General features: G+C 44.6%; 17 protein-coding genes. 5 read left to right on the top strand and 12 right to left on the bottom strand.

Going from position 1 to position 13,231, the window contains the following annotated elements:
* Positions 1-22: 22 nt before the first annotated feature.
* Entirely contained in the window at positions 23-643 is a 621-nt protein-coding gene (locus B9T34_RS09410; protein ID WP_086212904.1) for a MotA/TolQ/ExbB proton channel family protein, read from the top strand.
* Entirely contained in the window at positions 643-1,047 is a 405-nt protein-coding gene (locus B9T34_RS09405) for an ExbD/TolR family protein (protein ID WP_086212903.1), read from the top strand. Before B9T34_RS09410 ends, B9T34_RS09405 begins: the two co-directional genes overlap by 1 nt.
* Positions 1,048-1,111: 64 nt before the next feature.
* Here the strand turns inward: B9T34_RS09405 and msrA are convergent, their stop codons facing one another.
* From msrA to thyA, 5 genes are all read right to left on the bottom strand, one after another.
* Positions 1,112-1,636, bottom strand: a complete 525-nt coding sequence (gene msrA, locus B9T34_RS09400) for a peptide-methionine (S)-S-oxide reductase MsrA (protein WP_086212902.1) — start codon at positions 1,634-1,636, stop codon at positions 1,112-1,114.
* Positions 1,637-1,742: 106 nt separating this feature from the next.
* Positions 1,743-2,198 carry an META domain-containing protein gene (locus B9T34_RS09395; RefSeq protein ID WP_086213000.1) on the bottom strand — a complete coding sequence of 152 codons (456 nt, stop codon included), beginning with the start codon at positions 2,196-2,198 and terminating at the stop codon, positions 1,743-1,745.
* A gap of 100 nt (positions 2,199-2,298) precedes the next feature.
* Positions 2,299-3,348, bottom strand: coding sequence for a DUF4105 domain-containing protein (locus B9T34_RS09390; protein ID WP_086212901.1), 1,050 nt, complete (start codon positions 3,346-3,348; stop codon positions 2,299-2,301).
* A 45-nt stretch (positions 3,349-3,393) separates the two neighbouring features.
* Positions 3,394-3,906, bottom strand: a complete 513-nt coding sequence (locus B9T34_RS09385) for a dihydrofolate reductase (protein WP_086212900.1) — start codon at positions 3,904-3,906, stop codon at positions 3,394-3,396.
* 98 nt (positions 3,907-4,004) lie between these two features.
* Positions 4,005-4,847: a thymidylate synthase gene (thyA, locus tag B9T34_RS09380; RefSeq protein ID WP_086212899.1), complete on the bottom strand. Its 843-nt coding sequence runs from the start codon at positions 4,845-4,847 to the stop codon at positions 4,005-4,007.
* Between the two features lie 499 nt (positions 4,848-5,346).
* Here thyA and B9T34_RS09375 point away from each other — a divergent pair, with 499 nt between their 5' ends.
* Both B9T34_RS09375 and B9T34_RS09370 read left to right on the top strand, forming a co-directional pair.
* Positions 5,347-5,817 (top strand): hypothetical protein, encoded by a 471-nt coding sequence (locus tag B9T34_RS09375; RefSeq protein WP_416202710.1) that lies wholly within the window; start codon positions 5,347-5,349, stop codon positions 5,815-5,817.
* Positions 5,818-6,021: 204 nt separating this feature from the next.
* Positions 6,022-6,543: a CHAP domain-containing protein gene (locus B9T34_RS09370; protein WP_086212898.1), complete on the top strand. Its 522-nt coding sequence runs from the start codon at positions 6,022-6,024 to the stop codon at positions 6,541-6,543.
* A gap of 45 nt (positions 6,544-6,588) precedes the next feature.
* Here B9T34_RS09370 and B9T34_RS09365 read toward each other — a convergent pair whose 3' ends face one another.
* From B9T34_RS09365 to lgt, 3 genes are all read right to left on the bottom strand, one after another.
* Positions 6,589-6,963, bottom strand: a complete 375-nt coding sequence (locus B9T34_RS09365; RefSeq protein ID WP_228147432.1) for a hypothetical protein — start codon at positions 6,961-6,963, stop codon at positions 6,589-6,591.
* Positions 6,960-7,346, bottom strand: coding sequence for a hypothetical protein (locus B9T34_RS09360; protein ID WP_086212897.1), 387 nt, complete (start codon positions 7,344-7,346; stop codon positions 6,960-6,962). Before B9T34_RS09360 ends, B9T34_RS09365 begins: the two co-directional genes overlap by 4 nt.
* A 126-nt stretch (positions 7,347-7,472) precedes the next feature.
* A complete protein-coding gene (gene lgt, locus B9T34_RS09355; RefSeq protein WP_086212896.1) occupies positions 7,473-8,285 on the bottom strand; it encodes a prolipoprotein diacylglyceryl transferase in 813 nt (270 codons plus the stop codon).
* Positions 8,286-8,378: 93 nt separating this feature from the next.
* Between lgt and B9T34_RS09350 the strand changes: the two genes are divergently transcribed.
* Positions 8,379-9,158, top strand: a complete 780-nt coding sequence (locus tag B9T34_RS09350; RefSeq protein WP_086212895.1) for an NRDE family protein — start codon at positions 8,379-8,381, stop codon at positions 9,156-9,158.
* 48 nt (positions 9,159-9,206) lie between these two features.
* Here the strand turns inward: B9T34_RS09350 and B9T34_RS09345 are convergent, their stop codons facing one another.
* The 4 genes from B9T34_RS09345 to tatA form a co-directional block, all read right to left on the bottom strand.
* Complete coding sequence (locus B9T34_RS09345; protein WP_086212894.1) at positions 9,207-11,435, bottom strand: PhoX family protein; 2,229 nt, start codon at positions 11,433-11,435, stop codon at positions 9,207-9,209.
* A 169-nt stretch (positions 11,436-11,604) separates the two neighbouring features.
* Entirely contained in the window at positions 11,605-12,378 is a 774-nt protein-coding gene (gene tatC / locus B9T34_RS09340; protein ID WP_086212893.1) for a twin-arginine translocase subunit TatC, read from the bottom strand.
* On the bottom strand, positions 12,375-12,821 hold the full coding sequence (gene tatB, locus B9T34_RS09335; RefSeq protein WP_086212892.1) for a Sec-independent protein translocase protein TatB: 447 nt from the start codon (positions 12,819-12,821) through the stop codon (positions 12,375-12,377). Before tatB ends, tatC begins: the two co-directional genes overlap by 4 nt.
* 17 nt (positions 12,822-12,838) lie before the next feature.
* Entirely contained in the window at positions 12,839-13,057 is a 219-nt protein-coding gene (tatA, locus tag B9T34_RS09330) for a Sec-independent protein translocase subunit TatA (protein WP_086212891.1), read from the bottom strand.
* Between the last annotated feature and the right edge of the window lie 174 nt (positions 13,058-13,231).

Below are 13,231 nucleotides of genomic sequence, written 5' to 3'. Positions count from 1 at the left end.
CTAACCCATTAGGAGTTCGTATATGAACTTTTCAATTTATTGGCAGCATGCCGATGCAGTCAGCAAAACGTTGTATTTTGTTCTGCTGGCAATGTCGATTGCGACGTGGACGATCTTTGCTTTACGCATTATGGGCACGCGTCAATTGAAGCAAGTGGCTTATCAGCGCTTGTCAGATGCATTGAATGCATTGAAAGCTAAATTTGCGCCTTTAAACTTTGATCAGCGTAAAGCGGTTGCAGAACAAGCTTTACTGCGCCAAATTTCTGCTGAAAAGGCAAGTGCAGAGAAAGGTGTATCTGTTTTAGGTACGATTGCATCTTTAGCGCCATTTGTGGGTTTATTCGGCACAGTATGGGGTATTTTCCATGCGCTTGTGGCAGTAGGCAAAAGCGGTCAGGCTGGCCTTGCGCAAGTTGCGACTCCTGTGGGTGAAGCGCTGATCATGACGGGTTTAGGCTTAGCGGTCGCGATTCCAGCAGTATTGGCATACAACATTTGTATGCGTTTCAACCGCGGCCTTGCGCACGAACTTCAAGATCAGGCGCATGGCTTATTGATTGACACCATGCTGCAGCAGGATTCAGCAAAAAAGGCTGAAGTGCAGACTGCTCAGCAAGGTTTAGTTGGAGGTCAAGCTTAATGGCTTTTCAATTGGGTGAAGATAACGATTCGGGCATGAATGAGATGAACCTCATTCCGCTCATCGATATTATGCTGGTATTGATGATCATCTTTTTGGTGACAGCGACCGTTGCCAACCCATCAATTCCATTAACCTTGCCTAAAACCACTGCCGATATTGTTGATTTGCCGCCGCAAAAGGTGCAGGTCAGCATCAATGCCAATGGTGAAGTTGCCTGGGATGACCAAGTGATTACACTGGAAGAGCTGGAGAAGCGCTTTGCCGAAGCTGGAAAAGCGCCGCGTCAGCCGACAGTGGTTTTAAAAGCAGATAAAGAATCACGCTATGATACTGTAGCGCAGGTCATGTCTCGTGCGAGCGAAGCCGGACTCAGCGATATTGCCTTTGCAACAGACAATTAATAGATTCTGCAAATAAAAAAAAGTGGCTTAAAAGCCACTTTTTTTATGCCTTGGATTTTGTGCTTTATTCAGCTTTCATCAAGTCCTGAAATTTGCTGCGCAGTTTCATCAGCTTAGGCGGAATAGCAAAATTGCAGTAGCCTTGTGATGGATTGCGGGCAAAAAAGTTCTGATGATAGTCTTCGGCAGGGTAGAAAATTGGCGCAGGACTCAGCTCAGTGACAATATTCAGACCTTCAGCTTTCAATGCCTGAATGGCATGCTCAGCTTGCTGATGCTGCTCTTCATTCAGATAATAAATAACAGAGCGGTATTGCGTTCCGACATCATTGCCCTGACGGTTTAATGTAGTGGGGTCATGGGTTGCGAAGAATACATCCAGCAGCTGCTCGAAGCTGATCTGTGCATCATCATACTGAACTAAAATAACTTCGGCATGCTGCGTATCGCCATTGCAGATCTGTTCATAGGTGGGCTGCTGAACATGTCCTCCTGCATAGCCGCTGGTTACAGTGCTGACGCCTTTTAACTGCAGGAAAACGGCTTCTGTGCACCAGAAACAGCCGCCGCCGAATAATGCATGCTGCATAATTTTTTCCTATGGTTTATTGATGAGAAAGATATCGGGGCATTTTTTTCAGCTGCAATGCTGGAATGCCAAAAAAGCCTGCTTCGAAGCAGGCTTTTAGATGGGGCTAGCGCGGCTGTACGGCACTTTCAAACTGGATCAGCAGATTGCCGTGGTTATCCAGCAGCTTGAGAGTTTTGCCAAAAGTTTGGTAACGGCTCACCTTAGACAGTGCTTCATTAAATTTCACATCGGTATTGTTGGTATCTAAACAGGCCATGCGTGTGCTGACCAATTGGCTCAGCTGAAGGCTGTCTGTGCCAGCTGCATAGGCGCCTGCTAGGCGGTTGCAGCCATCTGAACCTGAAACATGCTGCGTTGCTCCATCAAAACGAATACTTGGAACGCTGTGGCTTGATGGGGATGTTTTAATTTCTGTATTGCCGATTTGTGTCGCAATCCAAGTTTTATTTTGCAGCAGCTGCAGATTGTTCGCGGTTTTTTGTGTGGTTTGAGCGCTTTCACATCCGCTGAATAGCGCTGCTGAAGCAAGGGCGGCAGCCAAAACTATTTTTTTTGACATCGTTGTGTTCTCTTGTTCTTTAATAAACATAGTTGTATATAAACAAATATTTAGAGAAAGCTCCAGCCGAAATTGTATCTTTATTTTTATTTAGAAAAGTTCAGTGCGCATCCCTAGGAAGGCCTTTGCGCGCCAGCTTTGAATAGTCAGCACTGCTGATCTGTTTGTAGCCGCTGACACGCGGGTTGATATGCGCGCGCTGATACCATGTCCTCATATCCCACTGATGCGAAACAGCATGTAAATCATACAGGTAATTTGGCAAATAGCCTGATGCGAATAGGCGGTAATCCATTGGCAGCTGCTGCGGTGAAACCGCCTGCACCATGTCAAAAACCAGCGTTGTGCAGTTACTGGTCAGGGTGTTGTACCATTTAGGATGCGCAGCCAGATGATCGGCTTTATGCAAATACTCTTCAAACAGCGCTTTACGCTCAAACTGCGGCATATTGACTGGGAAAAAGTAAACCTGCTCTCCGCGTATATTGCTGCGGGTATAGACAATATCTTTTTCATCGGCCGCGACTAAGCTGAGTTCATATTTACGGAAGAAACCGCCAATCGCAGAAAAATCTTCATTTTTTTCTTTGCGGATTTCAATCGAAAAGGTCAGCGGCTGGCGGTCTGCAAAATCAAAGCTGACCAGTGTATGGGCAATTTTAGGTCCCATCCAATAGGAGGTAATGATATTGACCCCAGTAATTTTGCTGAGATCAAATTGACGGGTTTCCCAGCGCTCTGTGTAGCTGCCGTCGGCATGCCAGTCAAAATTGCGGATATTGTGCAGGGTGACGAGATCGCCGCGCTGTTCATAATGCAGTATTTTGGAGACTTCAGGCGCCCATTGGCGGTCTTGTCTGGCTTCCAGCCCAAAATACCAAAACAGGCTGCAGGCAAAACCTAAAATATAAATGATGATGTCTTTTTTTCGGCTGAAAAAATGCTGGCTGATATAAATGCCTAAAATACTCAGGGCAAAAGCCAGCCATGTGCCAATGAGGATGCGGCTCCAGAGCCAGTTGACAGGCTCTTGAATCCAAAGCGCCATGCAGAACCAAAGCGAAGACAGAATGACAAATACGCTGAACAGGGAATGCAGCGCGCGGATTCCCCATGTTTTTAAAAATGCTCGTGTACGGTCTTTCTGCATGATTCTGTCTTTATTTAATTATTGCTTATGACGCTGTTCTCAGCATTATTTTTGATAGGTTGCGAACTCAAAAGCAATCCCAGTTTTGTCGTCAATATGCTGCGCTGCTTGAACTTTTTTAAAGTGTTCAGGAATTGCAGGATAATGGGCATCGCCCTGCACATCCAGTTCGACATGGGTCAGTTCTAAACGGTCGGCAATATCGATGGTTTGTTTGAAAATTTCACCGCCGCCGATAATAAAAATACTGTTGGGCTTTTCTGAAGCCAGAACATCTGCTGCCGCTTGGTTCAAGGCATCTTCAATGCTGTGGGCGATTTTCGCGCCTTCATAGCTCCAGCTGGCATCGCGGGTAATCACCCAATTGACACGTTTGGGTAAAATACGGCCCATAGACTCCAACGTTTTGCGGCCCATCACCACTACACCGCCTTGGGTGATTTCTTTAAAGTGTTTAAGGTCTGCAGAAATATGCCATGGCAGATCATTGCCTTTACCGATGCAGCGCTGCTGATCCATTGCAACCACATGAACGACTTCTAAATTTTGAAACGCCATATCACTTACTCAAAACCCAATAAAAAGTGTACCTATTAAAATGCAAAATCCCGCTTTTCGCAAAGCGGGATTTGAGTTTTCAGGGTTGAATCTGAAAATTAAACTGCCACGGGCGCTTTAATGCCAGGATGTGATTCATAACCGACGATTTCGATATCTTCAAATTTAAAGTCGAATAGGTCATTCACAGCTGGATTGAGTTTTAATTGGCACAGCGCCATTGGCTCGCGGCTAAGCTGCAGCTGCGTCTGTTCAAAATGGTTGGCGTACAAATGGGTATCGCCGCCCGTCCAGACAAAATCACCTACGCCCAGGCTGCAGACCTGCGCAATCATATGTGTGAGCAGAGCATAGCTGGCAATATTGAACGGTACGCCTAAGAACACATCTGCGCTGCGCTGATACAGCTGGCAAGACAGCTTGCCGTTTTGTACAAAAAACTGGAACAAAGTATGGCAAGGCGGCAAAGCGACATTGCCTGCTTCATTTGGATTCCAGCCAGAAACGATCAGGCGGCGTGAATTTGGATTGGTTTTAATTTCATTGATGAGCCATGCAATTTGGTCAAAACCGTCTTGATTGTAGGTGCCATCAGCTTTTTTAGTTGCGCCGAAATTACGCCATTGATGGCCGTATACAGGGCCAAGTTCGCCTTCTGGACGGCCAAAACGCGCAGTTTGCTCTGCAGTTGACCATTCATCCCAAATGCTGACTTTATTGTCCTGCAAATATTGCACATTGGTATCGCCTTTTAAAAACCACAGCAGTTCAATCACAATCGAACGGAAATGCACTTTTTTGGTGGTTAATAGAGGGAAGCCTTTAGAAAGGTCAAAGCGCATTTGATGGCCAAATACAGAACGAGTTCCTGTGCCGGTACGGTCGCCTTTGTCGCCGCCGTGATCAAGAATGTGCTGTAAAAGGTCTAAATATTGGCGCATATCGCTCTCATGGAAATTGGTTTTGCTGAGGACACATATTAGCGGTTTTTAGCGGGAGATAAAACAGGTAGATCGTACTGAAAGAGGCTTGAAAATTCAGTGAATAAGGCTGCAATAAACTGCGTTTTTCAATAATGTTTCTATGAATCAATTACATTTTTATAAAGAAGTTTTAAGTTTGGCTTTTTAGTATCAAATGCGTCAAAGCGCTGCTGCTTCATATTCAGCAGCCTATTCTTTACAGGGATTGAGAGGGGCTCGCATGCTGGTCGATATGCATCACACTGAAATTCATCAAAATTATAATCAAGCACCGCTGCAAGTCACTTTGCGCAAGGACATGAACCAGCCGCGCTATGCCAGCCCTAAAAGTTTAGATCCTGCTGTGCTGCAGCCAAACGGTTTAAACAGCACGCAATTCAGCAATGCTGCATATGCCTCCAATTCAGCCGGCTTAGATCAGAACACTTTTAAGCAAAATGGTTTAGATCATCGTGCAATTGCCCATCATCAGGCGAAGCCCAGCAAGCAAGAACAGTATAGCTGGACCGCAGATGATGAAATTATCGATGCAGATACAGAAGATAGCTCGGATTCAGATCAGTCTGGCTTTGACCTCGATAAATTTGTTCAGAAGCTGGATAAGGTTAAGGCGAGAGCCAGTTCTCAACGCTGTGCGCGCAGTATCCGCATTGCGCTGCAAAGTGCAGGCGCTGTGTTTGGCAGCCATCCAGTTGCAGCTTCAGATTGGGGCGGGACTTTGGCGCAAATCGGCTTTAAGCAGATACAGCCTGAATTTGATCATCCGCAAGAGGGGGATATCTATATTATTCGGCGCACCAATAAGCATGTCTATGGTCATATTGCTGGGTTTAATGGTTCGCAGTGGGTGTCTGACTTTAAGCAGAAAAGTTACGATGTGTATAAAGAAGACGGTTTAAAATATGAATATTACCGTTTAAATTTCTAGTTTTGCATTTATTTTATACAAAAATTAAAGATACTTTTTTTGAAAAAAGAACTAAAAAATAATCAGTTGAAAGTAAAAAATAAATGTTTCTAAAATTTTATTACATTTTTTATATGAAATAATTCTCATCTAGGGGTACCATCCTCTACGGTTAAAATTTGTAAACACAGTCAAGAATTGGCTGTAGAGGAGGTTGTGTTAAGAATGGCTTATGATCAAAGCGTGGACATGCAGAATGCGCATGGGCCGGTCAAAGCAGAAATCGTGATCCGTTCACAGCAGCCAAAGTCTCAGCCTACTGCAGTGCGCGCGACTGAAAGCAAAAACAAACCGAAAAGTGTTTTTGGCGCAAGCAATGGTCAGCGTATTGATATTGATAAATTGGCTCAGCGCCTGCGCGGCATTAAAGCGCAAAGCAGCGGTCAAAAATGCGCAAAAAGCGTCCGTATCGCCTTGGAAACTGCTGGCGCAAAGTTCAGCAGCCATCCTGTGGCGGCAGCCGATTGGGGCGGAACACTTCGAAAAATTGGCTATCAGAAAATCAATTTGTCTTTTGACCGTCCGCAAAAAGGCGATATTTATATTATTGACCGCACCCAAAAGCATGTTTATGGGCATATTGCGGCTTTTACTGGCTCAAATTGGGTGTCTGATTATCAGCAGCGTTCGCATGCCGTATATAAAGACCCGAATGTACGCTATGAGTATTACCGCTTAAAAGATTAAGCGCATAGATGCAGCCAGCCCCTAATTTAAATAAACCGCGCCGCGCTATTCAAAGCGTTTGGCGCGGTTTTGGTAAATAAGGGGCAGTAATAATCCAATGATCATAAAACCCAGTGCCTGAACTGTACTATATAGCCAATGCTTTGCAGGCAAAGTAAAAATGATCCATGCAAGGCCCAGCAGCGGCAGCATCACAAGTAAATATTTAAAGCCTTGCGCATAGAGTTGGCTGGCAGGTACTTTCAGGCTCAAAATTCTTAGAATATGCAGGCTGGCGCCAAGCATTAAGCACAGCAAAGTCAGTTCTGTGCTTAATTTTTCAATGCTAGAACAATAATAAATGACAGCACATGTGACGACGGAAACAATCAGTTTGACTTCACGTGTACAGCGTTCGGAATAGAGAAAATTCAGAATCATGGCGCTTCATTTTTTGATTGATGCTGATTCAGCAGTGACAATGGTGAAAAAATACAGATCGACAGCGCCATAAAGCCAAGCCCTTGCGCGCCTGGAATCAAAATTTCACCGTCCTTCATATGCATAAAGACCAGCGCCAGCAGCAGGGCAATTGGAATCCATGTCAGCAGGCGGTACAGCAGCCCAGTGGGATTGCTGTAAGCAAAATGGATTTTGCAGTAGCGGCAGATTAAGAAAATAATGCCTGTACCTAAGAACATGAGAATGGCGTCCAGCTTGAGTGGATCCATCCAGTACAGTCCAGCGGTGACCATTGCAATCACGGCGAAGATCAAGAATTTTTTAAGAACAGAGATTTGCGGGTTGAACCAGAATTCGAGCATGCGTGTCGCGGTTTATGGTTGGTAAGCTAAAACTGTAGCATAGAATGCAGGCAAAATTGCAGTGCAAAAAAAGCGGGGCATGTACCCCGCATCAATTTTACTTTAATCGCCATTCAATGATTTGATTCAGCTGTTTTTGAGCGGGCCCCAATCATAGATTTTTTTCTGATAGGCATACCACATCATCCATAGGCCAATCAAAATCATGGGCACAGTCAGGAACTGGCCTTTGCTCATCCAGCCGATAAACAGCTGGCCATGGTCTGGTTCGCGGAAGAACTCCACCACAAAGCGCGCAATGCCGTAGCCGATTAAGAACAGCGCAGAAACGGCAAAACGCGGACGCGGCTTGGAGCTGAACCACCACAGCACAATAAACAGGATTAAGCCTTCACACAGTGCTTGATAGAGCTGAGATGGATGGCGCACCAGCTGCAGCGGGTCCGTCGGGAAAATCATGCCCAGCGCGAAGTTTGGATCAGACACTTGGCGGCCGTAGAGCTCTCCGCCAATAAAGTTGCCGATACGGCCGAACATCAGGCCTGTCGGTACGCAGGGCGCAATAAAATCTAAAGTTTGGAACCACGTCATTTTATATTTTTTGCACCACAGCAGCATGGCGATCATTACGCCTAAGAAACCGCCGTGGAAGCTCATGCCGCCTGTCCAAACTTGGAACAGCCATAATGGATTTGCCAAGAATTGATCAAAGCCATAGAAGAATACATAGCCAACACGTCCGCCCAGCACAACTCCAAGCGCGCCGTAAAAAATCAGGTCAGAAACCATTTCAGAATTCCAGCCGTCACGCTGTTTAGCACGGTGTGTAGCCAGTCCCCACGCAAATAGAAAGGCCAATAAATACATTAATCCATACCAATGGACTTGCAGCGGCCCCAGCGATACCGCGACAGGGTCAATATTCGGGTAGGTCAGCATTGCTGCTCCTTGTCATTATGTTTTGCACAGATTTTAGCTGAATGTGATGAAAAATGTTGTACATTCAATGTGTAAAGATATCGAGTGACATTTATGTGCATTGTGGCTTTTGCTTGGCAGGTTTTAGATGATACGCCCTTATGCCTGATTTCAAACCGTGATGAGTTTTATCAGCGGCCTACTGCGAGCCTAAAGCAGTGGCAAGACAGTCCGATTATTGCGGGGCAGGATTTGCAGTCTGGCGGCACATGGATGGGCGTCACTGCCGCTGGACGCTGGGCGGTCATTACCAATTTTCGCGATGGCGCAGACCAAAAGCAGTATCCAACCTCGCGCGGTCATTTAATTCAGGCCTTTTTGGAATCCGATCAAACGCCAATCCGTTTTGCGCAGGCGCTGGAGCAGCGCCAGTGTGATTATGCGGGCTTTAATGTATTTTTCGGTGATGCGCATCAGGCGGTGTACATGAGCAACCGCGGTGAAGCGCCGCAGGTTTTGGCCAAAGGTGTTTATGTGGTATCTAACGGCTTGATGACTGAACATTGGGAAAAGACCAGACATTTGCGCAAGCGCTTTACGCAGGAGTTTTTGCCGATGCTGCAGTCGCATCAGCCGCAAGCCGATATTGACGCTGCGGTGTGGGATATTTTAGAAGATGAACGCAAAGTAATTCCAGAACTGCTTCCGAATACCGGCATCAATGCGCAGATGGAGGAGCTGCTGTCTTCGATCTTTATTCAAAGTCCAGTGTATGGCACGCGCTGTTCTAATTTTTTGCAGATGAAAGCGCAGCAGTGGCTGTGGCAGGAAAAAAATCAGCAGGGCGTCTTAAAGGGGAAAATTACGTCCATTGAACAATCGATGAAGCCATAAAAAAATGCCGACATGAAGTCGGCATTTTTGATTTAAATATTGGAATATTTAGTTGGTCGCTTTCTTTTCAACTAAGCCTTCACCTGCAATTTCGCCACCATCTTTACGCGTAATGACTACGGTTGCAGAGCGTGGACGTGTACCGATACCACCACTAACATTGTTAGCTTGATTTGAAGGCCATACGCCGCCTGGATGTTGCACATTGACGAAAATTGCTTTGTAGTCAGGTGTCATTGTAACGCCAGTGATTTCACAACCACTTGGACCTGTTAGGAAGCGGCGTAGTTTAGTGTCACTTAGACTTAAGCCTGCAGGTGTTTTCTTACCCGTTGTTGAAGTTTCAATTGTTCCATCACCTGTTGTGCCTGGTAGTGCGGCTAACATCATGCAGTTGGTTTGGTCTGTCAAAGCACCATCATCTGTTTGAATCCACAATACACCTCGAGGGTCGAACCACATGCCATCTGGGCTAGAGAAGTCATTATTTTGGTTGAGCTTAGAGAGGTTTTCAGGGTTTTGTTGGCCTGCATCATTTAATGCTTGCGCACCAAATAAGAAGATATCCCAAACAAATTTGTTTGCTGTTACTGTATCGCCCTCTTCACGGAAGCGGATGATATGGCCGTTAACGTTACCGTTTTGATCTTTACCTGCTTTTTGGTCGATGTAACTACGTGGGTTAGCCGCATCTGTCGTTTCAGCAGTACGTGATGAGTTATTGGTAAGCGTCACATAGACTTCACCATTGTGCGGGTTGACTGCAACCCACTCAGGGCGGTCCATTTTTGTTGCACCTAAAGCATCTGCTGCTAAGCGTGCATTCACCAATACGTCAGCTTGATCTGCAAAAACGTATTTGCTGTAGCCTGAAATGAGTGGATTTGAAATATTCAATTCCATCCATTCACCCGTCGCTTTTTGAGTCGCTTCATCAAATTGGAATTTGGCAACATACAGTCTGCCTTTATCCATGTATTTATCGCCAGCACTATAGCCTTTGTTTACGTCAGTTGGATCCCATTTGGCATCAGAGATAAATTTGTAGATGTATTCGCCCTGAGAGTCATCGCCCATGTAGAAGGCTAAAGGCTGACCTGCAATTGCACGACTTGCACGGCAGTCTTCATGTGCGAAACGACCAAGTGCAGTACGTTTTACTGGGCGTTCTGTACCATTGAATGGGTCAATTTCAACAATCCAGCCAAAGGTATTGTCAGAATGGCGGAAGTCATCTTTTGCAACGCCATCAGTTGCTTTGACCAGCCAGCGTTCGTAGAGGTCTTGAACATTATCTTTGCTGACTTTGCCATGATTCTTGATGTCAGTAGAAATAGAGTCTTCGGTTGCAACCACTGTATGCCACTTGTAGTTACTGTTGTTCGGAATTTTATAGCGACTCAGAGACACTTTTTTATTGGCACTTTGCTTTGCATCATCGCGAGAGAAATACTGGTTAAAGTTTTCTTCAGTTGTAAGGTATGTGCCCCATGGCGTATAACCATTGCCACAGTTATTGATGGTTCCGAAGCTGAATGTACCTTCTGGGCTTAAGCGGTTGTGTAGAAGGACACTGCCTTTTACTGGACCACGGATGTCCATTGGTGTTGCTGCGGTAATACGGCGGTTTAAAAATGAATCTTTATTGACTGTCACCGATTGCGTTGTCGGGTTTTTATCGACAGCAATTACAGATACGCCGTGACAGTTGATTTCACGAAGTGATTCATCTTCAGAGCGGATCTCATCATTAATGGTGTTGATTGCTGCATGTAGAATTTTTTGGTCATTGATATATTCGTGGTTCATCACCAATAGACCAGTATTTGATGTATTTGCACTGAACTTGTTGCTGGCCATACCAAAGAATGTCATACCATCATGGCATTCACCAGAGCGCAGAGTAAATGAAGCACCTAGTGGAATTTTTGTATCGTTCCATTCAGCCATGTTGGGTGCAATTGGATCACCTAAAGCGAAAAGTACACGTGCATCATAGCCTTCTGGTACGGTAAATTCGTTCTTGATATTTTTATCTACAGCGCTGAATTTAAGGGTCGATTCTTGATCAGGCGCAACAGGAGGCGTTGTATTTTCATTGTTATCATCATCGCTGCAACCGCTGACGGATGCTGCTAAAGTCAGCGCTGCTGCGCCGCCTGCCGTTTTAGTGATTAAATCGCGGCGTGTAATTTTTTTATTAAACAGTTCAGCAAATTCTGCATTGCCAGAGTTGTTGCTATCGTAATCGTCATTAAAAGGTATAAGGTCAGTCATCATTTTTTCCTAGCATAATGGCTTGGTTGTTTTAGTAAGCTACCAACAAACTAAAGGTCAGATGTGACAGCGGCGTGAAGCTTATATTTCATTAAAATTAAATGATTCAAGAATGCTAAAGACAAAAAAAGCAGGCGATTAGCCTGCTTTAGAAGAGTGGATTTAAGTTTTAGACGGTTCTTCTTTTTTCAATGACTTTGCCAAAAAAGAGGCCAAGTTCAAACAAGAGCCACATTGGAACGGCAAGCATGATCATTGAAAGTGCATCTGGCGGTGTGACGAACATCGCTATAAAGAAACAGCCTACGACAATGAATTTACGTTTTTCAATCAGCTGATCTGTACTGACAACACCAATTAGAATCAGCACCAGAGTGATAATCGGTATTTCAAAAGTTAGGCCAAAGACCAAAAATAACTTTAGGCAGAAGCTTAGATAACTGTTGATGTCAGTCATGGGGGCGACTGTTTCAGGTGAAACACTAATAAAAAAATGTAGGATGGATGGCAGGGTGATGAAATAAGCAAATGCCACACCAATGTAAAACAGACTGATACTACTCAGCAGTAAAGGTAGAGCCAGTGTTTTTTCTTTTTCGTATAGAGCAGGCTTCACGAAAGACCAGAGCTGATAAATAATAAAAGGCATGGCGAGCATGAGTGCAACAAAAAAATTCAATTTAAATGGAGCCATAAATGTCGCTGTGACATCCGTTGCAATCATTGTTGAATTGATGGGAAGTTGTGCCCGCAGAGGCTCAGAAAGTAACTGATAGCTTTGGTTTGCAAAAGGAAGCAGACAAAAAAACAATGCAATAATCAGCCCGACGATTTTAAATAGATGACTGCGTAAAATAATCAAATGCTTGGTAATTGGCATTTCTTCCAATAGAAAGTCTGCCTGCGGTTCTTTCGTTTGCGTGCTTAGGATGTCAGGCTTCATACCGCCTCCTGAATAAAGTCAAAAGGCTGCACAGGCGCTGAACCTAATGGTGCTACAAATTTTCTCTTAAAGTTCGAAGCAAATACTTGGGGTATCTTTTGTTCACAATATAAATAAGTAGGGGAGTTATTTTTATTATCAGGTATGGCGTTTTCTGGTTGTTGTTCATTGGCCAATATGGATTGCTGTTGAAGCTGTTGTATTTGAGCTTCCATTTTGAGTTCAAGCTCTTGAATACGTTTCATCTCGCTTTGCATTTGCTCGCGCAGTTCTGACAAGCGTAACTCACGGTCAATGTCATTTTGCACATTGCTGATCATGCGCTTTGCTTTGCTGTACCATTTACCAGCAAAACGCGCAGCTTCAGGTAATTTTTCAGGTCCAAGAACCAATAGTGCGATAATGCCAAACACCAAAAGTTCCGTCATGCCGATATTAAGCATTGCAAAACTCCAAGCTTTTAATTTTTAATAGTTGAATTATTGGTGGTGGTATTTGAATGCTCTAAAGTTCGAGGCTCATTCAACTGTGTAGTTTGCTCTTCTTCTTTAATTGATTTTTTAAAGTCTTTAACCGCACCGCCAACATCCTTACCTAAGTTTTTCAGCTTAGATGTGCCAAACAATAACAGTACGACGATTGCAAAAATCAGTACGTGCCAAATTGATAGTCCTGCCATGAGATCTTCCTCTTTATTTTGAGACTATATCAACAGCTACGCATGACAACCATGTGACACACAGGTTGCAATTTTAAGACAGCAGATATTCTCCAAGAGGGGAAAGCGTCCTTCGCCTGCCCGCAGTGAGGGTGGAGTGTGTTAGCATTTCACTTTTCTGCCCAATGCAATTGC

The organism is Acinetobacter sp. ANC 3813 (genome assembly GCF_002135435.1).
In the GTDB taxonomy this organism is placed as follows: domain Bacteria; phylum Pseudomonadota; class Gammaproteobacteria; order Pseudomonadales; family Moraxellaceae; genus Acinetobacter.
Note: the sequence above shows the minus strand (reverse complement) of the source record. Positions and strands in the feature narration are given on the sequence as shown.